This window comes from Micromonospora sp. WMMD1274 (assembly GCF_049179035.1).
GTDB lineage: Bacteria > Actinomycetota > Actinomycetes > Mycobacteriales > Micromonosporaceae > Micromonospora > Micromonospora tulbaghiae.
In genome coordinates this window covers 5493432-5517379 of the sequence record NZ_JBMHMG010000001.1, presented here as the reverse complement: position 1 = coordinate 5517379, position 23948 = coordinate 5493432, and the positions used below count along the sequence as shown (strand labels likewise).

Genomic DNA, 23948 nt, shown 5'->3' with positions numbered 1-23948 from the left:
CCCGCGACCCCCGTTGATCATGAAGTTGGCGGCACTCTAGGAGATCCACAACGCCGTCAACTTCATGATCGACGCGGAGAAGCAAAAGACGGTCAGACCAGGTCGGCTTCTCGGAGGAGCTTCCAGAGGCCGGCGCCGTCGGGGGCGCTGAGCCACTTCTGGCCTATCGGGCCGGATGACGACCGGCCGGCCGGTGCCGGCAGGCTGCCTGCGAGCACCGACTGGGTCGGGGACAGCTGCCGGATCGCCACCCCTGCCACGTGGTCCGGGTGCGCGGCGGCGAACTCCCGGTAGATCTCCGGGTCGTGCTGCCCGTCGTCGCCGATCAGCAGCCACCGCACCTCGGGGAACTCCCGGGACAGCCGGGCCAGCGTGGCCCGCTTGTGTTCCCGGCCGCTGCGGAACCACCTGTCCGCGGTCGGCCCCCAGTCGGTGAGCAGCAGCGGCCCGGCCGGGTAGAGGTGCCGGGACAGGAACCGGGTCAGCGTCGGCGCGACGTTCCACGCGCCGGTGGACAGGTAGAAGACCGGCGCGCCCGGGTGGGCGGTGGCCAGCCGCTCGTACAGCACGGCCATGCCGGGCACGGCGGTGCGGGCGTGCTCGTCCAGCACGAACGTGTTCCACGCGGCGAGCAGCGGCCGGGGCAGCGCGGTCACCATGACCGTGTCGTCGATGTCGGAGAGGATGCCGAAGCGCACGGCCGGGTCGAGGATGCGGACCAGCGCCTCCACCGGTTCGGCGTCGGCGACGCTGAGGCGTACGCAGCCCCAGCCGGGGGTGAAGTCGGCCTCGATCACGGTGTCGACGAAGCCGCTGCGGTCGGCGGTCACCTCCTGGCGCACGCCGTCGGCCTCGATGGTCACCTTCACGTGCTTGGCGGGCAGCGTGGCGAAGCTGCGCCAGCCCCGCACCTTGTCCAGTCGGCCCCGCCGCCGCGTGTCCGGGCGGCCGAGCAGCACCCGGCAGAGCACGCGCGCCCAGCCCGGGGCGCCGTAGCCCGCGTACGCGATGATGTTGGGCTGCCATCCGGTGCGCCGCAACCGGCGCTCCACCAGGCCGTGCACGGCGTCCTCGAAGCGCGCGGCGCGGTGCAGTTGCGGAACGGCAAGCTGGTCCGGTGGTGTGGGCGGCACACGGCAACAGTGCCACAACCGGAGCGGCCGGGCCACGCGAGTGATCCACGCCGATCCGCCCCGGCGCCGGGCGCCGCCGTGACAGACTGCGGTCGGGACGACGACGGGGGCGTTGGTCGTGTCGACGACGAAGCGGGACCGGGTACGGCCGCGTCCGGACGCTCCGGCGCTGGTGGCGCTGCTGCTCGGCGTCGCGGGGGTCGGCTACCGGCTGGTGCTGACGCTGCTCACGGTGCCCGCGTCGAACAGCGACGAGGCGACGTTCGGCCTGGCCGCGCTGCACATCGCCGAGCGCGGTGAGCGGCCGGTCTTCCTCTACGGCCAGCGCTACATGGGCGTGCTGGAGTCGTACCTGGCCGCGCCGCTGGTCGGCTGGGCCGGGCCGAGCTGGCCGCTGCTGCGGCTGCCCCTGCTGGCACTCTTCGCGGTCTTCCTGTGGCTGGCGTACCGGCTGACCCGCAGCCTGTTCTCCCCCTGGCTGGCAGTGGTCGTGGTGGGCCTGCTGGCGCTCGGCTCGGAACGCGTGGTCCGCGACCAGCTCACCGCGGTCGGCGGCCGCCCGGAGGTCAAGCCGGCGGTGCTGGCGATGCTGCTGATCGCGGTGGCCCTCGGCGGCCGGCGGATCCGGCACCACTGGCTGGCCACCGGCGCGTTCGGGCTGCTCGCCGGGCTGGCGCTGTGGTCGGACTGGCTGATCGCGCCGTACCTGCTGGTGGCCGCAGTGGTGCTCGCCGTGGCGGTGCCCCGGGATCTGATCGGCTGGCCGGGTGTGCTGCTGGTGGTGGGTTTCCTGGCCGGGATCGCCCCGGTGGTCAAGGACAACCTCGTCGCGCCGCCCGGGCAGGACTCGCTGTCGGTGTTCCGCGAGATCAGCACCAAGGAGGGGGTCGCGCCGTCGCTCGCCGAACGGCTGCGCGGCGGGCTGCTGGACGGGGTGCCGCTGGCGTCGGGCATGTGCCCGATGGACGGCTGCGCCCGCTGGGCGCAGTGGTTCGGCGTGCTCTATCCAGTGCTGCTGGTGGCCGCCGCCGGGCTCGGGCTGCTCGCGTACCGCCGGGCCGCCGACCACGCCGCGCGGGTGCGGGCCGTGGCGATCCTCGCGCTGGTCGCGGGCGCGGCGTTGACACTTCTGGCGTACGTGCGCAGCCCGCTCGCCGCGACCGACCCGCTCGGCAACGCCCGCTACCTGTCGGTGCTCCAGATCTCGCTGCCGGCCGTGTTGTGGCCGCTCTGGCTGGCCGCCGCGCACGCGCTGCGGGGCACCGCCGGGTGGGCGGCCCGGCTCGGCGGCGCCACGGCGGCGGTGGTGCTGGCCGGGCTGACCGCCGCGACGCTGGCCGGCACCGTGGCGTTCCTGACCGGCGTGCCGGGCGTACGGGACGAGGAGCTGACCGCCCGCCGGCTGGCGGACGCGGTGCGGGGAGCCGGTCTGCACGAGGTGTACGGGGACTACTGGACGTGCAACCGGCTGATCTTCAACACCGGGGAGACGGTCTCCTGCGGTGTGCTCGACGGGGCGCTGACGCCCGGGCAGAACCGCTATCCGGCGTACTGGCAGCGGGTGGCGCGCGCGCCGCGGCCCGGGTACGTGGTGGCCGTCGGCTCCCCGGCCGAGCGCACGCTGCGGCGGCTGCTGGGCGACCGCGCCGACGCGGCGGTGGTGGCCGAGGTGGGCGGCAGTCGCGTGTACCACCCCGAGCGTGCCGTCCGGCCGTGGCGCTGACCCCGGCCCGTACGCTGTGCCGGTGCTCATCCTGCTGCCCCCGTCGGAGGGGAAGGCCGAGGCCGGCACCGGCCGCCGGCTGGACCTGTCCCGGCTGTCCCTGACCGAGCTGAACCCGGCCCGGGAGGCGGTCCTGACCGCGCTCGTCGACCTGTGCGCCGGGCCGGACGAGACGGCGGCCCGGACCGCGCTGAGCCTCACCGAGGGGCAGCGCGGCGAGCTGCGGCGCAACGCCCGGCTGCGGGAGGCGGCGACCGCGCCGGCCGGGCGGCTCTACACCGGGGTGCTCTACGAGGCGCTCGGCCTGGACACGCTGCCCCCGGACGCGCAGCGGGCGGCCCGCCGCCAGGTGCTGATCAGCTCCGGCCTGTGGGGCGCGGTACGCCTCGCCGACCGGATCCCGCCGTACCGCTGCCCGATCGGGGCGCGGCTGCCGGGGCTCGGGGCGCTGTCGGCGTACTGGCGGGAGGCGCTCGGCCCGGTGCTGGAGCCGGCCGCCGGGCGCGGTCCGGTGCTGGACCTGCGCTCCGGCGCGTACGCGGCCACCTGGACGCCGCGCGGGGCGCTCGCCGAACGCACGGTGACGGTGCGGGTGCTGCACGAGCGGATCGTGGACGGCACGCCGGTCCGGTCGGTGGTGAGCCACTTCAACAAGGCGACGAAGGGCCGGCTGGTGCGGGATCTGCTGCTCGCCGACGCCCGGCCGCGCACCGCCGACGCGCTGGTGGGGGCGCTGCGGGAGCTGAAGTACACGGTCGAGGAGGCGCCCCGGTCGCCCGGCCGGCCGCGGCAGGTCGACCTGGTGGTCACCGAGCTCTGAGACGCGGCCTTCCCGCAAATTTTGCTCAAGGCTCGGGCGCAGCGGTTCCCGGCCCGGCGCTGGGCAGCGACGGTAGAGGTACCCCGACTCTGACCGAGGAGCCGCGCCGATGCTCACCACGCTGCTCGACCGCCCGCGCCCGTCGCCGCCACCGCTGGACTGGCTGACCCTGACCGACGCCTTCGAGATCGCCTGCATGGTGCGCTGCACGCCGCCGCCGGCCGCCGACGTACGCCGGCTCGACTCCGGACCGCACCGGGGCGGGATCGCCGAGTTCAACCGCGAGGACGCCGCGCAGCGGATGCGGCAGCTGCTGGGACGTCTCGACGTGCCGGTGGAGCACGAGCTGGCCACCGGTGGGCTGCGCCGCCGCTACGAGCTGCACCGGCTGTCCGTGCCGCCGCAGCACCGGGCGGCGTACGCGAATCTGCTGACCGCGGGCTGGCGGCAGGGCCGCCGGGAGCTGCTCGGCGGGCCGTTCCCGGGCGCCTCGGCGCCGCGGCGGCTCTGGCGGCCCCGGCTGGCGGCGGCGGCCTGGCGGGCGGCGCTGCTCGCCGGCGGCCGGCACGTCCGCCGGCACTGCCTCGGCATCCGGCTCGCCGACCGGGACCTGGCGGCGGTGCTGGTACGCGGCGCGGCGCTGCTGGACGTGCCGGCGGCGCTGCGGCCGGGCTCGGGCTGTTTCCTCGTGGTGGTGCCCAACGGCGAGTACCGGGAGCGGATCACCGAGAGCGCGGAGCTGGCCCCGGCGAGCTGACCGGCCCGGGCGCACGCCCCGGGCCCGCCCGGCGGTCCGGGCACCGCGTGGGCTTGCGCCGCGGCGGGTGCACGGCGCAGAGTGCAGCCCGTGAGCCGACACTGGCCTGTGCGCGCCGCCGCCCCGCTCGTGCTGGTGCTCCTGCTCGTCACCGGGCTGTCCGGCTGCCGGGACGAGCCGTCCGAGCCGACCCGCATCCGCATCGCCACCGGCAGTCCGACCGCCGTCTACCACGCCTTCGGCCAGTCGCTCGCCGCGCTGCTCAACCGCGAGGTGCCCGGCGTACGGGCCGAGGTGGTGGTCACCGCCGCCTCGGCGCAGAACGTCCGGCTGGTCGGCGCCGGGGAGGCGGAGCTGGGCTTCACCCAGGCCGACGTGCTGCCGCCGCGTGAACCCGAGCATCCGTCGGTGCTGGCGGTGGCCCGGGTCTACGACGACCTGCTGCACCTGGTCACCCGCGCGGGCGGGCCGATCCGCACGCTCGGTGACCTGCGCGGACGGCGGGTGTCGGTGGGTGCCGACGGCTCCGGCACGGAGATCACCGCCACCCGTCTGCTGGCGGTGGCCCAGCTCGGCGGCGACCGGGTACGTCAGGAGCACCTGGGGCTGGACGACTCGGTCGCGGCCCTGCGGGAGGGACGGATCGACGCGTTCTTCTTCTCCGGCGGGCTGCCCGTGCGCGGCGTCGCCGACCTCGCCCAGCGGACCTCGCTGCGGATCGTGGACCTGGGCGACTGGACCGAGCCGCTGCGCCGGGCGTACGGGCAGGTCTACGTGACCCGGGACGTGCCCCGGTCGGTGTACCGGGCCGATCCGGTGAGCACTGTGGCGAACCCGAACTACCTGATCGTCCGCGCCGACCTGCCCGCCGCGCTGGTGCGGGAGGTGACCCGGCTGCTGATGGACCGCCGGGAGGAACTGGCCGCCGCGCACCCGGCGGCGGGACGGATGAGTCCCCGGTCGGCGATCGTCACCACCCCACTGCCGCTGCATCCGGGCGCGGCGCAGTGGTACCGCGCCGCGAAGCCCTGACGCCGGGTCAGCGCCGGATCGGCTCGTCGGCGGGCGCCGGGAACCACAGCTCGGCGACCAGGCCCCGGGGTTCGCCCTGGCGCATGGTGAGCCGCCCGTCGGAGGCGTCCACGAGCACCGCCGCGATGGTCAGCCCGAGGCCCACGCCGTCCACGTTCTGCGCGTCCGGCGCCCGCCAGAACCGCTCCGTGGCCTGGTCGAGCTGACTGGTAGTCATGCCCGGGCCGGTGTCGCCGACGGTCAGCACCGTCCCGCCGTCGGCGGCACGTACGGTCACCGTCACCTCTCCCTGCGCGCCGCTGAACTTCACCGCGTTGTCGATCAGGGCGTCCAGCGCCTGGTCGATGGCGGTCGGCACGGTCCGGGCGTACACCGGCGCGTCACCGGCGTCGAGGCGGAGCGTGACCTCGCGGTGCCGGGCCAGCGGCAGCCAGGCCGCCACCCGGGACGCCGCGGTGGCGGTGGCGTCGACTGTGACCCGCTCGTTCTCCTCCCGCTCGGCGCGGGCCAGGGTGAGCAGCGCGTCGAGCACCGTGGCGAGCCGGTCGGTCTCCTCCAGCGCCAGCCGGTGCTCGGCGCGCCCGTCCGGGTCGGCGAGGCTGGGGCCCAGTTCCTCCACCCGCAGCCGCAGCGCGGTGAGCGGGTTGCGGAGCTGGTGGCTGGCGTGCGCGACGAAGGCGCGTTGCCGGTCCATCACGTCGGAGACCGCGTCGGCCATGTCGTTGAAGCTGGTCGCGAGCCGGCGCAGCTCGGGCGGGCCCAGCCCGGCGCGGACCCGCGCGGCGCGGCGGCCCTCGGCGATCTCGTGGGTCACCGCGTCCAGCTCGGTGACCGGGCGCAGCACCCAGCCGGCCAGCCCGAACGCGGTCGAGACACAGGCCAGCACCGCCAGCAGGCCGATGCCCGCCAGCAGCAGCCACCACACGGTGACGGTGCGGCGGACCCCGTCCGCCGGGCTGGTCGTGACCACGGCGCCGAGCACCTCGCCGCCGTCGTTGATCGGCACGGCCGTCACCACCGGCCCGCTGCCCCAGGGCCAGACCGACTCCGGGCCGCTGAACTGCTGCCCGGACAGCGCGGTGTCGAGCGCCGCGCCGGCGCCCGGGCCCGGCTCCCAGCCGGACGAGGCCACCACGGTACGGCGCTCCCGGTCCACCACGGCCGCGCCGATGCCGTAGAGCGCGTCGTAGGCGGCCAGTTCCCCGTCCAGCGGGCCCGGACTGCCGCCCCGCAACGCCGGCCCAGCCAGCGAGGCGAAGCGGGTGGCGTCGGCGAGGCGGTCGGCGCGTACCCGGTCGGTCTCCCGGGTCGCGAGCGTGGCCGCCAGCGGGGTCTCCAGGGCGAGCAGGACCAGCACCATCAGCAGCAGGTAGCTGATCACCAGCCGGCGGCGCACGGGCCCCTCCTCACGCGTCGCGGAGCCGGTAGCCGACCCCCCGCACGGTCTCCACGAGCGTCGGGTCGCCGAGCTTGCCGCGCAGCGAACCCACGTGCACCTCGACGGTGTGCCGGTCGGCCCAGGTGGTGCCCCACACGTCGAGCAGGATCCGCTCGCGCGGCACCGCCACCCCGGGCTGGCGGGCCAGGGACAGCAGGATGTCGAACTCCTTGCGGGTGAGCGTGACGTCCCGGCCGGCCACCGTCACGGTCCGGCCGCCCACGTCGATGCGGACCGCGCCGGCCTCGATCAGGTTGCGCTGCGGCGCGGTGTGCGCGGCCCGGCGCAGCACCGCCTCGATCCGCGCCTGCAACTCCACCATCGAGAACGGCTTCACCACGTAGTCGTCGGCGCCCAGCCGCAGCCCCAGCACCCGGTCGCGTTCCTCTCCGCGCGCGGTCACCGCGATGATGCCGAGCCGGCTGCTGCGCCGCCGCAGCTCGCGGCACAGGTCGGTGCCGTCGCCGTCGGGCAGCCCCAGGTCGAGCAGCACCAGGTCGCAGGGGGCGGCGGAGAGGGCGGCGGCCACCGTCGCGGCGTGTTCCACCTGGTAGCCGCGCCGCGTCAGCGCGGACGACAACGCCGCGGCGACCCGGCGGTCGTCCTCGACCAGGAGGATCCGCACCCGTTCCTCCCTCGACTCGACGTGTTGCCCTGCGAATGGTGGCAGACGCGCCGCCGGGACGCGAGGCCGCTCTAGGCTGCTGCCGTGATCTACAAGATTCTCACCGACGACGAGTGGGCGCGGGCACGGGCGGACGGGCGGTTCGCCGGCACCGCGATGGACCGGCAGGACGGCTACGTCCACCTGTCCGCCGCCGACCAGGTGGTGGAGACCGCGCGGAGATTCTTCGCCGGGGTCACCGGCCTGACCGTGCTGGCGGTGGACGAGTCCCGGCTCGGCGACGCGCTGCGCTGGGAGGCGTCGCGCGGCGGCGCGCTGTTCCCGCACCTGTACGCGGCGCTGCCGGTGGACGCCGTGGTGGCCGCGCACCCGCTGCCGGCCGACCGGCCCGCCGCCGACGCGGTGGCCGAACTGCTCGGGTGAGCGCTCGTTATGCTGCGTCGAGCCCGCCCGACGGCGCGACGCGCCCTGGCATGTGATGCGAGTTGAGATGACTGACAGCAACGACCGGTCCGCCTCCGTCTTCGTCCACCCGACGGCCGACGTGGAGTCCGGCGCCCAGGTCGGCGACGGCACCAAGGTCTGGCACCTGGCGCACATCCGGTCCAGCGCCCAGGTCGGCGCCGGCTGCGTGATCGGCCGCAACGTCTACGTCGACGCGGGCGTCACAGTCGGCGACCTGGTGAAGATCCAGAACAACGTCTCGGTGTACCAGGGCGTGACCATCGAGGACGAGGTGTTCGTGGGCCCGTGCGCGGTGTTCACCAACGACTTCCGCCCGCGCGCCCAGAATCCGGACTGGACGATCACCCCGACGCTCGTCCGCCGGGGCGCGTCGATCGGCGCGAACGCCACGCTCGTGTGCGGCATCGAGGTCGGCGAGTACGCGATGATCGCCGCCGGCTCGGTGGTGACCCGCGACGTCAAGCCGTACCAGCTGGTGGCCGGCAACCCGGCCCGCCCGAAGGGCTGGGTCGACGCCAAGGGCGAGGTCGTCTCCCGCGACGTCGACAACCCGCCGCACCAGGGCTGACCGGACGGAAAGGGGCGACGACCGCGCCGGTCGTCGCCCCTTTCCGGGTACGCCTCAGCCGCAGAGCCGGCCGATCTCGTCCCGGAACCGGTCCATCGGGTTCGACCCGGCCGGTCCGAGCAGGTACTCCTTCAGCTCCCGCCGCGCCCCGGTCATCGGGTCGTCGCCGGCCCGGGTCACGTCGAGGATCTTCGCCAGCTCACCGCAGTCCGCCGAGAGCAGGTACGCCGCCCGCGCGGTCGGGAACTGCCGCCGGAACTCGTCCTCGGGCAGGCCGGCCGGATTCGCCACCACGTACGGGCGCTCGCTCTGCACGAAGTCGGAGACCACGCTGGACACGTCGCTGACCAGCAGGTCGGTGACGTTGAAGCAGTCGAACAGCCCCGGCGTGCGGCCGGTGACCACCAGGTGCGCGGTGCCGTCCAGCGAGGACGGATCGGTCTCGCCGCCGGCGGCCTTGATCCGGGACACGATCCGCTCGTGCACGGCGCGGGCCTTCGGCGAGCGCGTCCCGGTCAGCGGGTGCGGCTTGTAGATCACCCGCACGTCCCCGGCTGCGAGCAGGCCGGACACGATCCGCTCACCCATCAGCACGAGCGACGTGTGGTACGGGTCGTCGTCGAGCCAGCCCTCCCAGGTCGGCGCGTACAGCACCGTGAAGCGGTGGTCGGCGGCACCCGAGCCGAACGTGTGCACCCCGGCGAGCTGCGGGCGGCCGACCTCCACGATGTCGCGGTCCAGCACGCCGACGTCGGCCCGGGCGTACCGTTCCCGCCCGGCCGGCCCGGCCACCCAGACCTCGTCGTACACCTTGCTGTACGGGTTGACGCTCGCCTGCTTGTCGCTGTCGCCGTGGCCGACGAAGACGTGCTTCACGCCCGGCTCCCGCAGCAGGTGGATGTTGGCGCCGACGTTCGCGGCGTACAGCGCCACGCGCAGCGAGCCCAGGTCCAGGTTCATGAAGTCGACGCCGGCCGGCACGCAGATCACCGGCAGCCGGGTGTCGGCGAGCTGCTCGAACGCGTCCGCGGCGCGCAGCAGCACGACGGCGCGACGGCCGGTCGCCTCCACCGGCGCGAGCCACATGTTGGCCTGGTAGACGTCCTTGGCCGGGCCGGCGAAGTAGAGCGCCACCTCGGGCCGTTCCCGGGCCATCCAGTCGTGCACGGCGGGCAGCACACCCGGGGCCTTGCCCCGGCCGCGCAGCGCGGTGAGCGCCAGCACCGCGGCGGTGACCAGGCCGGCGGCGAGCGTGACCAGGGCGGTGAGCACCACCGGGGCGACCCGGTCGAGTGCGGCGGCCACCACTGCCGCAGGCACCAGCAGCACGTTCAGCAGCGGCATGCGCAGCCCGGCCAGCAGCCGCGCCCAGGCCGGCGGCACCGGAACCCGCCGCAGCGCGCCGAGGTCGATGTTGCGGGTGTACGCCGGTGGGTCGACCCGGCCGTCGATCACCTTGGTCACCGCGTTGGTGGCGACGGCCACGGTCCACAGCGCGGCGGGCAGCAGCAGGACGGCGACGGTGCCGGCCACGCCGGGACGCACCGCGGCGACCACGAGCAGGACCACCGACAGGTCCCGCACCAGCCGCCGGAATGTCTCGCCCAGACCGGCCTTGTCGAGCAGCGTGGCGGTCTCGGTGTGCCGCCCGGCCAGGGCCAGCTCACCGGCGACGGCGACCACCGCGGCCACCGCGTACGGGACCACCAGGCCGAGGACTCCGGCGAGGACCATGACCGCGTAGCCGAGGAGCGTCGCGCCGACCGCGGCGAGACCCTGCTGGCTGCGTACTCTGCTGAACAACGACACGCTCCCTGTCTGCCCCACCGATGTCGGTGCGGGTCGATTTCCGACGGCTGCGACCCTAAACGGATCACATGACACAAGTATTGCCGGGGTGTCCGGCAGGTGAACTCCACACGGCGTGATCCCGGCTCATCCCGGCGGCGGCACGCGACGGGCCCCGGCCGTTCGAGACGGTCGGGGCCCGCGGAGTCGGTGGGGTCAGCCCCCGATGACCACCCGGCGCACGCCGGTCCAGCGCGCCGGGTCGGTGACCCGGCGGCCGTCGACCAGCACCGTCACGCCCGGCAGGTCGGCCGGGGCGAGGGTGCGGTACTCGGCGTGGTCGGCCTGGATCACCGCGGCGCCGACCGGCTCGCCGTCGTACCCGGGCAGGCCGTGCGCGACCAGCTCCTCGTTGGTGTACATCGGGTCCGAGACGTACGGCACCGCACCCCGCCGGCGCAGCGCGTCCACGGTCGGGAAGACACCGGAGAACGCGGTCTCCTTGACGCCGCCCCGGTAGGCGGCGCCCAGCACCAGCACGCCCACGCCGGTCAGATCGCCGTACGCGGCGGCGAGCAGGTCGACCGCGTACTCCGGCATGGCCGCGTTGGCCTCGCGGGCCGAGCGGACCACGGTGGCGGCCGGGTCGTTCCACAGGTACATCCGCGGGTAGATCGGGATGCAGTGGCCGCCGACCGCGATGCCCGGCGAGTGGATGTGGCTGTACGGCTGCGTGTTGCACGCCTCGATGACCTTGGTGACGTCCACGCCGACGGTGTCGGCGAAGCGGGCGAACTGGTTCGCCAGGCCGATGTTCACGTCCCGGTAGGTCGTCTCGGCGAGCTTGGCCAGCTCGGACGCCTCGGCGGAGCCGAGGTCCCAGACGCCGTTCGGCCGGTCCAGGTCGGGGCGCTCGTCGAAGTCGAGCACCGCCTCGTAGAACCGCACGCCGTGCGCGGCCGACGCCTCGTCGATGCCGCCGACCAGCTTCGGGTAGCGGCGCAGGTCGGCGAAGACCCGCCCGGTGAGCACCCGCTCGGGGCTGAACACCAGGTGGAAGTCGGTGCCGGCGGTCAGGCCGGAGCCCTCGGCGAGCATCGACGCCCACCGGTTACGGGTGGTGCCGACCGGCAGCGTGGTCTCGTAGCTGACCAGCGTGCCCGGCTTCAACCCACGGGCGATGGCCCGGGTGGCGTCGTCCATCCAGCCGAAGTCCGGCACGCCCTCGGCGTCCACGAACAGCGGCACGACCACGACGACCGCCTCCGACTCGGCGACCGCGGCGGCGGTGTCGGTGGTGGCCGACAGCAGTCCGGCGGCCACCGTCTCCTTGAGCTTGACGTCCAGGTCGGCCTCACCCGGGAAGGGCACGGCACCGTCGTTGACCAGCTGGACGACCCGCTCGGAGACGTCGGCGCCGATCACCCGGTGCCCCTTGGACGCGAACTGCACGGCCAGCGGCAGACCGATCTTGCCGAGCGCGACGACGCAGATGTTCATGAACTACTTTCCTCCAGAGGGCCAGATTCGGCGCAGGCGGGCAAGGAACCGACCGGGGGTCACCGGCGTGATCGCGACGATCACCTGGCCCTTGTGGTTCGTGGTGGGTGTGACGAGGTGCCAGCGGACACCGCGCCGGGCCACCAGCCGGGGTGCGGCGACGGGGCGGTCGGTGCGCAACGGCGCCGAGCCCGTCCCGCCCAGGGCGGAGACCTCGGCGCGTACGATACGACGCTCGCCTGTCCCCGCGACGACCGCCAGCAACCGGTCCACCGCGAAGTCCGTTCGTACGACGGTACCGCTGCCGGAGGACTCGGCCGACGTGACACCCGTCAGATCGCCCACACTGACCCGCAGCGCCTCCGCGCTCAGCTCGGCCAGCTCGGCCCGGCGGCTGCGGGCGGTGACCACCAGGGCCCGCGCCCCGGCGGCGTCGCGTCCCCAGGCCAGCCCGGTCGCGGTCAGCTTGGCCAGTATCGCGGCGGCCCGCTCGGTGACGTCGTACCAGTCGTCCGGGTAGCCGAACGCCGGGTCGCGGAAGCCGACGTGGTCGGCGTACCAGCGGTCGCCGTCGACGACCACCTCGGGCAGTGACCGGTCGGACTGCTGGCCGATGAGCGTGCACAGCGCGTCCAGGTCGCCGTCGCGCGCCACCGCCACCCGCAGCCGCTCCTCGGGCGCCATCCGGGCGGTCACCCCGTCGGTCAGGTACGCCTCGGCGAGCTTGCGGATCCGGTCGTGGACGTGCCGCTGCACGTCCGGGGCGAGGGCGAGGAACTCCGCGCGGAGCAGCTTCGCCACCTCCCAGGTGAAGTGGCGCACCAGCACCGCGTCCCGCCGCGGGCCGGGCTCGATCAGGCCGGCGACGAACCCGACGAGTTCCTCGGCGCAGCGCAGCCGCTCCTCGAACCGGCTGGCGTACGTGATGTTCTGGGCGTTGTCCCGCTTGACCGCGTAGTAGAACTCGTAGTCGCCGAGGACCGACACCTTCTTCGCCCGGACGCACGCCTCCAGCGTGAACGGCTGGTCGCTGCCCATCCGCATGTCCGTACGGAACCGCAGGCCGTGCCGCTCGATCAGGTCCCGGCGGAACAGCTTGGTGTTCGACAACGACCAGGGCAGGTCGCTGTCGAACAGGTCGAGCCGCTCCCGGGTGGTGGCGTAGACGGCCTGGTGCACGTAGCGCTTGTTGGTGCCGACCATCCGGCCGAGCACCACGTCGGAGTCCCACCGGTCGGCGGCGTCGACGAGGCGCTCCAGCGCCTCCGGGCCGAGGTGGTCGTCCGAGCCGATGAAGAAGACGTACCGGCCGCGGGCGTGGTCGAGCGCCAGGTTGCTCGGCGCCGCCGGGCCGCCGGAGTTGGCCTGGTGCAGCACCCGGACCGTGCCCGGGTACCGCTCGGCGTAGCGGTCCAGTTCCGCGCCGCTGCCGTCGGTGGAGCCGTCGTCGACGGCGACGACCTCCAGCCGGTCCCGGCCGATGCTCTGCCCGACGAGCGAGTCGAGGCAGGCGGTCAGGTACGGCATGGTGTTGTAGACGGCGACCACCACCGTCACGTCCGGCCCGTTCACGCGCCCACCTCCACCTGTGCCGGCTCCACCGGGGCGTGCGCCGGCGGCGTCGGCCGGGGCGGCGCGTCGGGCAGCAGCCGGGAGTAGACCTCGTCGAGAACCCGCGCCTGCGCCTCCCAGGTCCAGCCGGCCAGCAGGCCCGGCCGGTCGTACGCGGCGCGGTACCGCTGCGGGTCGGCGAGCACCGCGGTGACCGCGCGGACGAAGTCGGCCACGTCCTCGGCGCGGAACACCTCACCCTGACCGGTCTCCCGGACAGTCTCGGCCATGGTGCGCACGTCGGAGACGACCAGTGGCAGGCGGGCGTGTGAATACTCGAAGAACTTGGTGATCAGCGCGATCTCGTGGTTCGGCCAGTGCTGGATCGGGATGACTCCGACCTGCGCGCCGCCGAGATACCGGACCACCTGGTGGTGCGGCACGTACGGCAGCACGTGCACCCGGTCCGCCACGTCCAGCTCACCGGCCCGGGTGACCAGGCCCCTGACGTACGCCGAGTCGGGCTTGTTGACCACGAACGCGACGTGCGCGCCGGGCAGCCGGGGCAGCGCCTCGACCATCACGCCGAGGCCGCGCTTGGCGGCGGCCACCCCGCTGTAGACCAGCAGCGGCTCGTCCGGCCCGAGCCCGCAGCGGGCGCGGATGTCCGGCGCCGGCCCGGCCGGATCCGCGGGCAACTCGTCCACCGCGGGTGCGTTGAGCACGACCGCCGGCCGTTCGGCCAGCCCGTGCTCGGTGCGCAGCAGGTCGGCCAGACCGCCGGAGACGGTCATGGTGGCGTCGGCGTACGGCACGTACTCCCGCTCGTGCGCCACGTTGCCGGGCAGCCAGCGGGCGTTGTCGCGCCACGGCTGCACGCCGGGCAGATATTCGTGGGCGTCCCAGAGCAGCGCGATCCGGCGGCCCTTCGCGGCGGCCCGGACCTTCGCGCGGGCGCCGACGCCGAGCATCCGGAAGTCGTTGGCGTGGATCAGGTCCGGCGCCAGCTCGTCGACCACCGGGCCGTAGGCCAGCTCGTAGTCCCACAGGCCCGGTTCCAGGCGCCGCCACGCGCCGTCGCCGCGCAGCTTGCGCCAGAACAGCGTGTACGCGCGGTCCCAGGGGCCGTCCAGCTTGCGGCCCTTGCGGGCCCGGGTGAGCTGACGGTTGCGGAAACCGACCCACTTGCGGGTCAGGCCGGACAGCTTCTCCTCGGCGCGCAGCGCGGCCCAGGGCAGCCCGCCCGGCCGGCCCGCGCCGGACTCGCGGGCAGCGACGGTGAGTGCCGCCCGGCGGACCGCCAGGTCCGCGCGCCAGGCCTTCACCGCCTGGGTACGCTGCGCCGCGATGCCGCTGGGCGGATAGGCGAGCGGGTGCCGCAGCCAGGCCCGGCGGAACTCGTGCCGGCGGCGGGCCAGCGGCTCGGGCATCGGCACGAGGCGTACCTCGGCGGCGCCGAGGCGCCAGCTCTGCGGGCTGCCGACCGGCGCGCGGCCGAGCAGCACGACGTCCCAGCCGGCGTCGGCGGCGGAGCGGGCCGCCTTCTGCACCCGGGAGTCCCCGATGACCCCGTTGTCCACCAGCATCACGACCCGTCCCCGGGTGCCCGCCGCTGCGGTCGTGCCGTCAGATCCCATTCCTGCCCGTTTCGTCGTCGCCAGCACCGCGCCCGCGGACCCGAGCGAGTCTACGACAGCGGATCGGGCTCGAACGCCCGCCGCCGCCGGTGCCCCACGACCTGGTGTGACGGTTGCTACCCTCCATCCTGTTCAACGACCGGCGCCCGCTCCGGGTCGTTCGCCGGGTCGCCGGCCGCGCCACGCGGGGCCTCCGGACAATCGCAGCTCAGCGCGAACGGGACCGCACAATGGACGTGGTGACCACCGAGGAACCCAGCCGGCCCGCACCAGCCCCGCCGACCGGCCCGGCCACAGCCGACCGCGTCCGGCCCGGCTACGTCCGGCGGCTGCGCGACGCCGCCCGGGACGCGGCGCCCGCGCTGGCGTTGTACGCGGTGATCCGGCTGATCGGCGTGCTCGTCGTCTACCTGTGGGCCCGCAACATCGACGTCTCCCCGGTCGAGCGGCTCACCCGGGCCGACGGCAACTGGTACCTCGGGATCGTCCAGCACGGCTACGACGGGTACGAGAAGACCCAGAGCAACATGGCGTTCTTCCCGCTCTACCCGGGCCTGACCGCGGCCCTGGAGCGGCTCTCCCCGTTCAGCCCGCGCGAGTCGGCGCTGGTCGTGGCGTGGCTGGCCGCGCTGACCGCTGCCTGGGGCCTGTACGCCATCGGCAAGCACCTGCACGACAGGCGTACCGGCATCCTGCTCGCCGCGCTCTGGGGCGCCGTGCCGCACGCCGTCGTGGAGTCGATGGGCTACAGCGAGAGCCTGTTCACCGCGCTGGCCGCCTGGACGCTGTACGCGTTGCTGCGCCGGCACTGGGTGACCGCCGGTGTGGTGTGCCTGTTCGCCGGCCTGACCCGGCCCACCGCCTCGTCGCTGATCCCGGTGGTGGGGCTGGCCGCGCTGCTGGCGGTCGTCAGGCGGCGCGACGGCTGGCGGCCCTGGGCGGCGCTGCTGCTCGCCCCGGCCGGCTGGCTGGGCTACCTGGCCTGGGTCGGCACCCGGACCGGCCGGCCGGACGGCTGGTTCCACATCCAGTCCGCCGGGTGGGGCACCACCTTCGACTTCGGCGTCTACACCGTCGACCGGGGCCAGCAGGCGCTGGTGCAGGTGGCCGCGTTGCCGCTGCTGGTGGTCACCGTGGTGGCGCTGCTGTCGATCATGTTCTTCGCGTTGAGCGCGATCGACCGGCAGCCGTGGCAGTTGCTGCTCTACAGCGGCCTGATGCTCGTCACCACGCTCGGCGCGGCCGGTTACTACCACTCCAAGGCGCGGTTCCTGCTGCCGGCGTTCCCGCTGCTGCTGCCGGCCGCCGTGGGCCTGGCCCGGGCCGGATGGGCCCGGGCCGGCACGGTGCTGGTCACGCTCGTGGCGCTCTCCGCCTACTTCGGCGGCTATCTGCTGCTGATCTGGACGAAGTCGCCGTGACCGGTCAGCGGGTGAACGGCCGGACGTCCCACACCCAGACGTCCTCGACCCGCTCCCCCGGGCCGTAGAGCGCGTCCAGCACGGTCTTCAGGTCGTCGTGGCGGCGGGCGCCGCGGTCGGGCAGCACCACGGCGTCGGCCTTCCAGTAGCGGACGTCGGCGCGCGCCTGGTCGACGTCGGCCTGGCCGACCGTGGTGTCCCGCTCGCCGAGCGAGACGGCGGTGAGCAGCTTCGCCGTGGGCTGCGGGTCGACGCCCCAGCGGCCGGTGTTGTCGGTGGCGGAGACCGGCGCGAGGAAGTAGCCCTCGGGGACGGCGAAGCCGGCCACCGCGGCAGAACTCCAGTACAGCGACGTCATGCCGTTCACCGGGACCGGGACGAGCGTGCGGCCGGGCGCCACGTGGTCGCGCCAGGTGCCGGCGGTGACGAAGTCCGGCACCGGGGTGCGGCCCTTCGCGTCCAGCGGCATCGGCAGGATCGGCAGTAGCGCGGCGGCCACCGCCACGGCCCCGACGCGGGCGGCCAGCCGGCCGGCCGGTTCGGTGCGGCGGGCGGCGAGCCGGTCCCCGGCGACCGCCAGCAGCACACCGAGCGCCACCGTGGTGATCAGCGCGAACCGGGACACCACCACGGAGTCGAACACGGGCAGGTTCTGCACCAGGGCGAACGGCGCGGGGACGTCGGTGCGACGGGTGCCGACGGTCCAGGTGGTGCCGATGGAGAACAGCGCCGACACCAGGCCGACGGCCCCGAGCACCCGGACCGTGGTCTCCCGGCGCAGCCACCAGAGCACACCGGCCGCGAGCACCACCAGGGACCAGCCGTAGAAGCTGGCCTGCTCGGTGGTGTTCGGTGCCCAGCCGATCGCGCTGGTCGGGCCACCGGCGATCGACTTGGTGGCGAACTCGACGAACGAGCCGAGCTTGAGGGCGTAGATGTCCGGGGTGCCGGGGTGGCCGACCCGGTGCTGCGGGCCGGCGAACTGCATCCACAGCGGGTACGCCGCCGCCGCGGACACGAGCACGCCGGTGATCGCCAGACCGGACAGCAGCGGGCGCAGCCGGCGTACCGCGTCGCGGGGCCGGAAGGCGAGGTAGGCCAGGACCAGCATCAGGCAGCCGAGCGCGGTCAGGAAGAGGATCTCCAGGCTGATGAAGAACTGGGCCACCACCAGCCCGCCCAGGATGAGGCCGTCGCGGATCACCCGCTCGCCGCGGGACAGCGCGACCACCCGCCAGACGATGAACGGCACCAGCCACTGCGCGGTGATGTGCGGGTGGCCGTTGCTGTGCGAGATCAGCGCGGGCGCGAAGGCGCAGAACAGACCGCCGACGAACGCGGCGGCCCGGGAGTCGACCACGTGCCGGGACAGCACGTGGTACCAGGCGTACCCGGTGCCGGCCAGGTTCAGCGTGATGAACAGCAGATAGGAGAAGGACGCGCCGAAGAGCAGGGTGACCGGGGTGAGCACCAGGCCGGGCAGCTGCATCCCGACGTTCGTCATCAGGTTCACGCCGGCCGGGGCGTTCTGGAGCGTGGTGAAGAACGGGTTCTCCAGATTGGTGACCGCGTGCGCCGCGTACGCCAGCATCCACTCGTTGAAGCCCTGGTCGTTCGGGCGGCTGCCGAGCAGCCGGCCGTCGTAGTCGCGCCAGCCGCGGGCGGTGACCCAGAACGCTCCGGCGAGGTAGATCAGCGCCACCAGCGCGTCGGCCCGCCGCCACCGGCCGCCGCGCCGCTTTTCGGCCGCGGTGTCCGGCTTCTCCGGCTGCTCCGGGGCCGTGGTCGTCGTCGGGCTCGGGGTGGACGACCCCGGATCGGACGAGTCGTCGGCCGCGGACCCGTCGCCGCCGGTGGGGGCGGGCTCACGGTCGCGGGTGTCGGGCGCAGGCGCGGTCATGGCGTAGGAGTCTACGAAAGCGGAGGCCGCGGTCGAGGACCGGCCGAGACGGCGTGTTCGGCCGGCCGGCGCCGGCGACGGACCCGGTGATCCGGGGCACGGCGCACCCGCCGGCCGCCGGGCGGCGGCAGGTCCGGCGCGCGGAACGGCGTTATTGTAGTGTCCGCACGCGCTCCGGCGGTCGTTACGCGGCCACCGGCACAGCAGGTACCGCGTCCGGCCGAGCCGTCCAGGCCGCGACACGGCATCTCCCCACCTCCCCAGGATCGGAATCGATGAACAACGGGCGAACTCTCTGGGACTCGTTGAAACTCCCCCGGCCGCGACGGTCCGGGTCCCGGCCGCACATGGTCTACCTCGCGATCGGCTTCCCACCGGCGGCCAAGAGCTGCGCCTACCGCATGCGGGAGACCGCCAACCAGTTCGCCGCCGCGGGCTGGGACGTGACCGCGGTCACCATCGCCGACGAGGCCTGGGAACGGGAGTACGGACTCGACCACACCCTCTCCCAGGGGGTGGACCCCAGCGTGCGCGTGGTGAAGCTGCCGCTGTTCCGGGACGACCTCGAGACCGACATCCGCACGTTCACCGAGCAGCGCGCCCTGGCGCACAAGGACTACCTGGCCGACCTGCGCAAGCAGAACCTCAAGGTCTTCCCGGAGCCGGTCTTCGGCGGCTGGCGTCCGGCGCTGGAGAAGGCCCTGCTCCGGATCCACCGGGAGCGGCCCGTCGACCTGCTGGTGACCACCTGCGCGCCGTACGTCAACCTGTCCGCGACCTGGAAGCTGTGGGAGACGCACCGGGTGCCGTACGTGGTGGACTTCCGCGACGGCTGGTCGGTCGACGTGATCAACAACGGTGAGGCGTTCACCCGGGAGTCGGTCTCCGGGCAGTGGGAGATCAAGCTGCTCACCAACGCCGTCGCCATCTGGAACGTCAACGAGCCGATCTCCCGCTGGTACCGCGAGCGCTACCCCGAGCTGGCGCACAAGATGCGGATCGTGCGCAACGGCTACGACGCGGCGAGCATCCCGGCCCAGGTCCGCCCCGCCCCGCCGGACCGGCCGCTGACCTTCGGCTACCTCGGCGCGCTGAATCTCCCCGTACCGCTGCTGAGCGCCGTGCTCGAGGGCTGGCGCACGGCACGCGCCCAGGACCCGGCGCTGGCCGACGCCCGCTTCGAGGTGCGGGGCCACATCGGCGCCGCCTGGGCGCGCGGCGACAACGCGCACGCGGAGCTGCTCAAGGCCGCCGCCGTCGACGGCGTGCTGGTCGGCGGCTCGGTGCCCAAGGCCGAGGTGGTCGACCTCTACTCCCGCTGGGACGCGGTGGTGCTGATGGTGACCGGCGGCCGGTACATGACCTCCGGCAAGGTCTACGAGTACATGGCGACCGGTCTGCCGGTGGTCTCCGCCCACGAGGCCGACCACGACGCCTCCACTGTGCTGTCCACCTATCCGCTCTGGACCGGCGCCGTCGGGCTGGACCCGGCCGAACTGGCCGGCGCCTTCCGGCGGGCCGCCGCAATGGCCCGTACCGCCGACGCGCCCGAGCGGGAGAAGGCCCGCGCCGAGGCGCGGCAGTACGCCCGCGAGGAGCAGCTCATCCCCGCCGTCCGGGAGGTGACCGAGCTGGTGCTGGGCACCGGCGGTCCGGCCGGCACCCCACAGCCCTCCCCCGCCGGCGCTCGCGTCCTGGCCCGAGAAGGTAGGTCATGATCGAGGTCCTGATGGTTATGGGCACCGTCCCCGGGCGGGTGGCGGTCCTGACCGACGCGCTCCAGCAGTTCCGCGACAGGGGCGTCACCGTGCGGGTGGCCACCACCTTCGACCCGGTGGAGAAGATCCCGGCGGCGACCGAGCTGGCCGAGGTGCACCTGCTGCCCACCGCCACCGAGCTGGGCCCCCGCTTCGGCCGGGCGGTGAAGCGGGCGGCTCCGGCCCGGCGTCCGTGGCTGCGCGCCCAGCGCGACCCGTGGGTACGCCGGCACGCCAAGCGGGCCGACGTCCTGGTCGCGCTCGACGCGCAGGCCCTGCACACCGTCTGGCAGCTCGCGCAGCGCTACCGGCGGGCCGACGCCGTCTACGGCATCGCCCCGGCGCTGCGGGCGGTGGAGAAGCGGTCCGCCGACCCGGCGCGCTACCGCCGTCCCCGGCTGAACACCGTCGGCCCGGCCCCGACCGTGCTGGCGAGCGCCACCCGCAACCAGACGGTCGACCTGGCGAAGCGGGTGTTCGAGATGAGCACCGGCAAGCGGGCCATGAAGCTCGGTCCGGTGCGCTGGTTCTGGCAGGGCGCCGTCACGGCGCCCGGCCTGCCGGAGCGGCACCGCGGCAAGATCGCCCGGCGGGTCACCGGCAACATGCTCAAGACCGGGCACGGCGCCAGCGCGAAGCGGCTGGCGCTGGCGGCGCAGGGCCGGCTGAAGAGCCCGGCGACCAAGGGGCAGCTCCTCGGCCCGATCGTGGACGCGGAGCTGAGCCAGGGCAAGGTGCCCGAGCACCTGATGACAGTGGTGCGGGGGCAGCTCAAGCTGGCCGACGGTTACCTGAAGAAGCGCAACCCGGGCAAGGCCGCCCCGCACGTGCTGCGCGCGTTCAACCTGATGTTCCACCGGATCGTGCAGTTCGACGGCACCACCTCGCCGCTGGCCGAGGACCCGGAGAAGTTCCTCGCGCCGCTGCACAACAGCGAGGCCGGCCGCGCGATGGCGACACCGCGCGGGCGGCAGAGCCCGGCGGCGTTCCCGCCCGCCGGCCGGCCGCACCGGATGCTCTTCTTCACCGGGCTGAACGACAACTTCCTCGGGCCGATCCTGGAGCGCTACGAGGCGATGCCCGGGGTGGAGGTCCGCCGGCTGAACCTGATGGAGGAGTCGATCCTCCCGGTGCTCAGCAACGGCCGTACGAACGTGACGCTCCACATGCTCGCCGGCGCCTCCAAGCGGGCCGGGGAGGTCCAGGAGGCGTGGGGCCCCCACCTGGAGTGGGCGGACACGGTCTTCGTGGACTGGTGCAACCTCGGGGCCGCGATGCTGACGATGATCGACCCGGGCACCACCCGGGTGATCGTCCGCCTGCACAGCTTCGAGGCGTTCAGCTGGTGGCCGCACCTGACCGACTGGTCGCGTGTGGACGACGTGGTCTTCGTCTCCGAGCACCTGCGCGACCTGGCGCTGGCCGCGGTGCCGCGGCTGCGCGCGCCGCAGGGGCCCCGGACCCACATGATCAGCAACGCGATGGACCTGCACCGGTACGTGGCGCCGAAGGTCTCCGCCGACAGCCGGTTCACGCTCGGGCTGGTCGGGTTGAGTTCGCTGGCGAAGGACCCGCGCTGGGCGCTGGCGGTGCTGCGGGAGCTGCGCCGGCACGACGAGCGGTACCGCCTCAAGCTGGTCGGCGACGACCTCAACCCGGAGCTCAGCCCGGCGATCGCGGCCTACGTCCGGGAACTCGACGCCGAACTGGCCGAACTGGAGCCGTCCGGCGCGGTGGTGCGGACCGGCCGTACCGAGGACGTGCCCGGTGCGCTCACCGACGTCGGGGTCATCCTCAGCACCTCGCTGCGGGAGAGCTTCCACTGTGCGCTCGTCGAGGGCGCGGCCAGTGGCGCGGTGCCGGTCGTGCGCGACTGGCCGTTCTTCGCCGGCCGCCCGCACAGCGCCCGGAGCCTGTTCCCGAGCGACTGGGTGGTGGGTACGCCGCAGGAGGCCGCCGAGCGGATCCTGGCCGTTACCGCCACCGAGGAGGTCTGGCGTGAGGCGGGCCGGGCCGCGGCGTCGCACGTGCTGAGCACCTGGGACTGGTCGGTGACGCAGAAGGACTTCGACCGGCTGCTGCTGGAGCCGCCGGCCACGTCCGCCTGAGGGCCGTACACGCGATCGGCCGGCTCCCCTTCGCGGGGAGCCGGCCGAACCGTTCTGTGCCGGGGGTCAGCGCGAGGTGGCCGCGTACTCCCGCTCGTCGCCGGGGCGCCGGGACGCCGGCGGACGCGCCCCGCTCGCGGCGGGCGTGCCCAGCAGCGAGGCGTACACCTCGTCGAGGATCCGGGCCTGGGCCTCCCAGGTCCAGCCCTCCAGCAGGCCGGGCTTGTCGTAGGCGGCCCGGTAGCGCTCCGGGTCGGCGAGCACCGCCCGGACGGCCCGGACGTAGTCGGCCAGGTCCTCGGCGGTGAACACCTCGCCCTGCCCGGTGGCCCGCGCGGTCTGCGCCATGGTCTTCACGTCGCTGACCACGATGGGCAGCCGGGCGTGCGAGTACTCCAGGAACTTCGTGATCAGCGCCAGCTCGTGGTTGGGCTTGTGGTGGATCGGGATGACCCCGGCGTCCGCGCCGGACAGGAACGGCACCACCTGCCAGTGCGCGACGTACGGCAGCAGGTGCACGCGATCCGCGACGCCGAGTTCGGCGGCCCGCCCCAGCAGCGCCTCGGAGAACTGGTTGTCGCCGTTCGGGTTCATGGTCACGAACGCGACGTGCACGCCGGGCAGCTCCGGCAGCGCCTCCACCATGATCTGGCAGCCCCGGCTCGGGTTCACCGCGCCGGAGTAGACGAGCACCGGCGTACCGTCGTCCACGCCGCACAGCGCCCGCAGGTCCGGCACGTCGCCGTCGGCCTCGGCCGGCGGCGCCATCGGCGCGTTGAGCACCACGGCCGGCCGGTCGGGCAGGCCGTGGGTCTCCTGGAGCAGGTCGGCGAGCGTGTCGGAGACGGTCACCACCGCGTCCGGGTAGGCGGCGTACTCGGCCGTGTAGGCGATCTGGGCGGGCAGCCAGCGCGGGTTGTCGGCCCGGCCGGTGATGCCGCCGACGAACTCGTGGGCGTCCCAGACCAGCTTGGTCCGCCGGCCGGCGGCCCGGGCCCGCAGCGTCGCCCGCGCGCCGATGCCGAGCATCCGGAAGTCGTTGGCGTGGATGATGTCCGGCTTGAGCTCGTCGAGCGTCTTGCGGAAGGCCAGTTCGAAGTCCCACAGGCCCGGGTCCAGCCGGCGCCAGGCGCGGTCGCCCAGCACTCCCTTCCAGAACCGCACGGGCAGGCGGCTGAACAGCGCCTCCGGGTCGGTCTGCGCCTTGCGCAGCCGGCGGGTCTCGGCGCTGCGGAAGCGCACCCAGCGGGCGAGCGCGGTGGCGGCGGCGCGGGACGGCAGCTGAGCGGCCCGTCCCACGGCGGCCGGAAGCCCGCCGCCCAGCGCCTGGGCGCGGACGCGGCGCTCGTACAGATCGGCCTGCCACGCCTTGATCTCCTGGACCCGGTAGGCGGCCTTGGTGGTCGACGCGTACGCCAGCGGCCGGCGCAGCGACCGGCTGTACTCCCGGGGCAGCCGGTGCAGCGGCTTGGGCACCCGCAGCAGCCGCACCTCGGCGCCGCCGATGCGCCAGGTGTCGACGTCGGAGCGGGCGTTGCGGATGCCGAGGAGGAAGACCTCCCAGCCGGCGTCGGCGGCCGAGCGTGCTGCCTTCTGCACCCGGGAGTCGCCGTGGACGCCGTTGTCGACCAGCATCACCACCCGGCCCCGGGTCGGTCGGGCATCGCTGTTAGCGCCAGCTTGCATCGGGTGCTTCTCCTCGTTGACGGTGCGGGCGTGGGTGGT

The 23948-nt window shown here is 74.2% G+C and carries 18 protein-coding genes; 9 read left to right on the top strand and 9 right to left on the bottom strand.

Annotation, left to right across the window (positions count from 1 at the left end; genetic code table 11):
• Nucleotides 1-92: 92 nt before the first annotated feature.
• Nucleotides 93-1169, bottom strand: a complete 1077-nt coding sequence (locus tag ACN27D_RS26155) for an App1 family protein (protein WP_120570699.1) — start codon at nt 1167-1169, stop codon at nt 93-95.
• Nucleotides 1170-1251: 82 nt separating this feature from the next.
• Here ACN27D_RS26155 and ACN27D_RS26150 point away from each other — a divergent pair, with 82 nt between their 5' ends.
• From ACN27D_RS26150 to ACN27D_RS26135, 4 genes are all read left to right on the top strand, one after another.
• Complete coding sequence (locus ACN27D_RS26150; protein ID WP_421500236.1) at nt 1252-2856, top strand: hypothetical protein; 1605 nt, start codon at nt 1252-1254, stop codon at nt 2854-2856.
• A 16-nt stretch (nt 2857-2872) separates the two neighbouring features.
• Nucleotides 2873-3676 (top strand): peroxide stress protein YaaA, encoded by an 804-nt coding sequence (yaaA, locus tag ACN27D_RS26145; RefSeq protein WP_421501200.1) that lies wholly within the window; start codon nt 2873-2875, stop codon nt 3674-3676.
• A gap of 109 nt (nt 3677-3785) precedes the next feature.
• Nucleotides 3786-4433, top strand: coding sequence for a hypothetical protein (locus tag ACN27D_RS26140; protein WP_421500235.1), 648 nt, complete (start codon nt 3786-3788; stop codon nt 4431-4433).
• Nucleotides 4434-4541: 108 nt separating this feature from the next.
• Nucleotides 4542-5465 carry a TAXI family TRAP transporter solute-binding subunit gene (locus ACN27D_RS26135; protein ID WP_421501199.1) on the top strand — a complete coding sequence of 308 codons (924 nt, stop codon included), beginning with the start codon at nt 4542-4544 and terminating at the stop codon, nt 5463-5465.
• 7 nt (nt 5466-5472) lie between these two features.
• Here ACN27D_RS26135 and ACN27D_RS26130 read toward each other — a convergent pair whose 3' ends face one another.
• Nucleotides 5473-6861 carry a sensor histidine kinase gene (locus ACN27D_RS26130; protein ID WP_421500234.1) on the bottom strand — a complete coding sequence of 463 codons (1389 nt, stop codon included), beginning with the start codon at nt 6859-6861 and terminating at the stop codon, nt 5473-5475.
• Between the two features lie 10 nt (nt 6862-6871).
• A complete protein-coding gene (locus ACN27D_RS26125) occupies nt 6872-7528 on the bottom strand; it encodes a response regulator transcription factor (RefSeq protein ID WP_120570704.1) in 657 nt (218 codons plus the stop codon).
• A gap of 84 nt (nt 7529-7612) precedes the next feature.
• Here ACN27D_RS26125 and ACN27D_RS26120 point away from each other — a divergent pair, with 84 nt between their 5' ends.
• Both ACN27D_RS26120 and ACN27D_RS26115 read left to right on the top strand, forming a co-directional pair.
• A complete protein-coding gene (locus tag ACN27D_RS26120; RefSeq protein WP_421500233.1) occupies nt 7613-7951 on the top strand; it encodes a DUF952 domain-containing protein in 339 nt (112 codons plus the stop codon).
• Between the two features lie 67 nt (nt 7952-8018).
• Nucleotides 8019-8561, top strand: a complete 543-nt coding sequence (locus ACN27D_RS26115) for an acyltransferase (RefSeq protein WP_120570706.1) — start codon at nt 8019-8021, stop codon at nt 8559-8561.
• Nucleotides 8562-8615: 54 nt separating this feature from the next.
• Here the strand turns inward: ACN27D_RS26115 and ACN27D_RS26110 are convergent, their stop codons facing one another.
• From ACN27D_RS26110 to ACN27D_RS26095, 4 genes are all read right to left on the bottom strand, one after another.
• Complete coding sequence (locus tag ACN27D_RS26110) at nt 8616-10364, bottom strand: CDP-glycerol glycerophosphotransferase family protein (RefSeq protein WP_421500232.1); 1749 nt, start codon at nt 10362-10364, stop codon at nt 8616-8618.
• Nucleotides 10365-10565: 201 nt separating this feature from the next.
• On the bottom strand, nt 10566-11849 hold the full coding sequence (locus ACN27D_RS26105; protein ID WP_013285272.1) for a nucleotide sugar dehydrogenase: 1284 nt from the start codon (nt 11847-11849) through the stop codon (nt 10566-10568).
• Between the two features lie 3 nt (nt 11850-11852).
• Nucleotides 11853-13421 (bottom strand): glycosyltransferase family 2 protein, encoded by a 1569-nt coding sequence (locus ACN27D_RS26100; protein ID WP_013285271.1) that lies wholly within the window; start codon nt 13419-13421, stop codon nt 11853-11855.
• Entirely contained in the window at nt 13418-14986 is a 1569-nt protein-coding gene (locus ACN27D_RS26095; RefSeq protein WP_013285270.1) for a glycosyltransferase family 4 protein, read from the bottom strand. The genes ACN27D_RS26100 and ACN27D_RS26095 overlap by 4 nt, the downstream gene beginning before the upstream one ends.
• A 281-nt stretch (nt 14987-15267) precedes the next feature.
• Here ACN27D_RS26095 and ACN27D_RS26090 point away from each other — a divergent pair, with 281 nt between their 5' ends.
• Nucleotides 15268-16458, top strand: a complete 1191-nt coding sequence (locus tag ACN27D_RS26090; RefSeq protein WP_363603823.1) for a hypothetical protein — start codon at nt 15268-15270, stop codon at nt 16456-16458.
• A gap of 4 nt (nt 16459-16462) precedes the next feature.
• Here the strand turns inward: ACN27D_RS26090 and ACN27D_RS26085 are convergent, their stop codons facing one another.
• On the bottom strand, nt 16463-18358 hold the full coding sequence (locus tag ACN27D_RS26085; RefSeq protein ID WP_421500231.1) for a hypothetical protein: 1896 nt from the start codon (nt 18356-18358) through the stop codon (nt 16463-16465).
• Nucleotides 18359-18633: 275 nt separating this feature from the next.
• On the opposite strand from ACN27D_RS26085, the gene ACN27D_RS26080 reads away from it, so the two are divergent.
• Together ACN27D_RS26080 and ACN27D_RS26075 are read left to right on the top strand one after the other, a co-directional pair.
• Nucleotides 18634-20076 (top strand): glycosyl transferase, encoded by a 1443-nt coding sequence (locus tag ACN27D_RS26080; protein ID WP_358173039.1) that lies wholly within the window; start codon nt 18634-18636, stop codon nt 20074-20076.
• Nucleotides 20073-22223 (top strand): glycosyltransferase family 1 protein, encoded by a 2151-nt coding sequence (locus tag ACN27D_RS26075; RefSeq protein WP_233585561.1) that lies wholly within the window; start codon nt 20073-20075, stop codon nt 22221-22223. The genes ACN27D_RS26080 and ACN27D_RS26075 overlap by 4 nt, the downstream gene beginning before the upstream one ends.
• 66 nt (nt 22224-22289) lie before the next feature.
• Here ACN27D_RS26075 and ACN27D_RS26070 read toward each other — a convergent pair whose 3' ends face one another.
• Complete coding sequence (locus tag ACN27D_RS26070; protein WP_421501198.1) at nt 22290-23909, bottom strand: glycosyltransferase family 4 protein; 1620 nt, start codon at nt 23907-23909, stop codon at nt 22290-22292.
• Nucleotides 23910-23948: the final 39 nt, after the last annotated feature.

Excerpts from the sequence above, each read along its gene's own strand:
- ACN27D_RS26140 (WP_421500235.1), top strand. The coding sequence starts at position 3,786 with ATGCTCACCACGCTGCTCGACCGCCCGCGCCCGTCGCCGCCACCGCTG.
- ACN27D_RS26115 (WP_120570706.1), top strand. The coding sequence starts at position 8,019 with ATGACTGACAGCAACGACCGGTCCGCCTCCGTCTTCGTCCACCCGACG.
- ACN27D_RS26105 (WP_013285272.1), bottom strand. The coding sequence starts at position 11,849 with ATGAACATCTGCGTCGTCGCGCTCGGCAAGATCGGTCTGCCGCTGGCC.
- ACN27D_RS26095 (WP_013285270.1), bottom strand. The coding sequence starts at position 14,986 with ATGCTGGTGGACAACGGGGTCATCGGGGACTCCCGGGTGCAGAAGGCG.
- ACN27D_RS26090 (WP_363603823.1), top strand. The coding sequence starts at position 15,268 with ATGGACGTGGTGACCACCGAGGAACCCAGCCGGCCCGCACCAGCCCCG.
- ACN27D_RS26085 (WP_421500231.1), bottom strand. The coding sequence starts at position 18,358 with ATGACCGCGCCTGCGCCCGACACCCGCGACCGTGAGCCCGCCCCCACC.
- ACN27D_RS26080 (WP_358173039.1), top strand. The coding sequence starts at position 18,634 with ATGAACAACGGGCGAACTCTCTGGGACTCGTTGAAACTCCCCCGGCCG.
- ACN27D_RS26075 (WP_233585561.1), top strand. The coding sequence starts at position 20,073 with ATGATCGAGGTCCTGATGGTTATGGGCACCGTCCCCGGGCGGGTGGCG.
- ACN27D_RS26070 (WP_421501198.1), bottom strand. The coding sequence starts at position 23,909 with ATGCAAGCTGGCGCTAACAGCGATGCCCGACCGACCCGGGGCCGGGTG.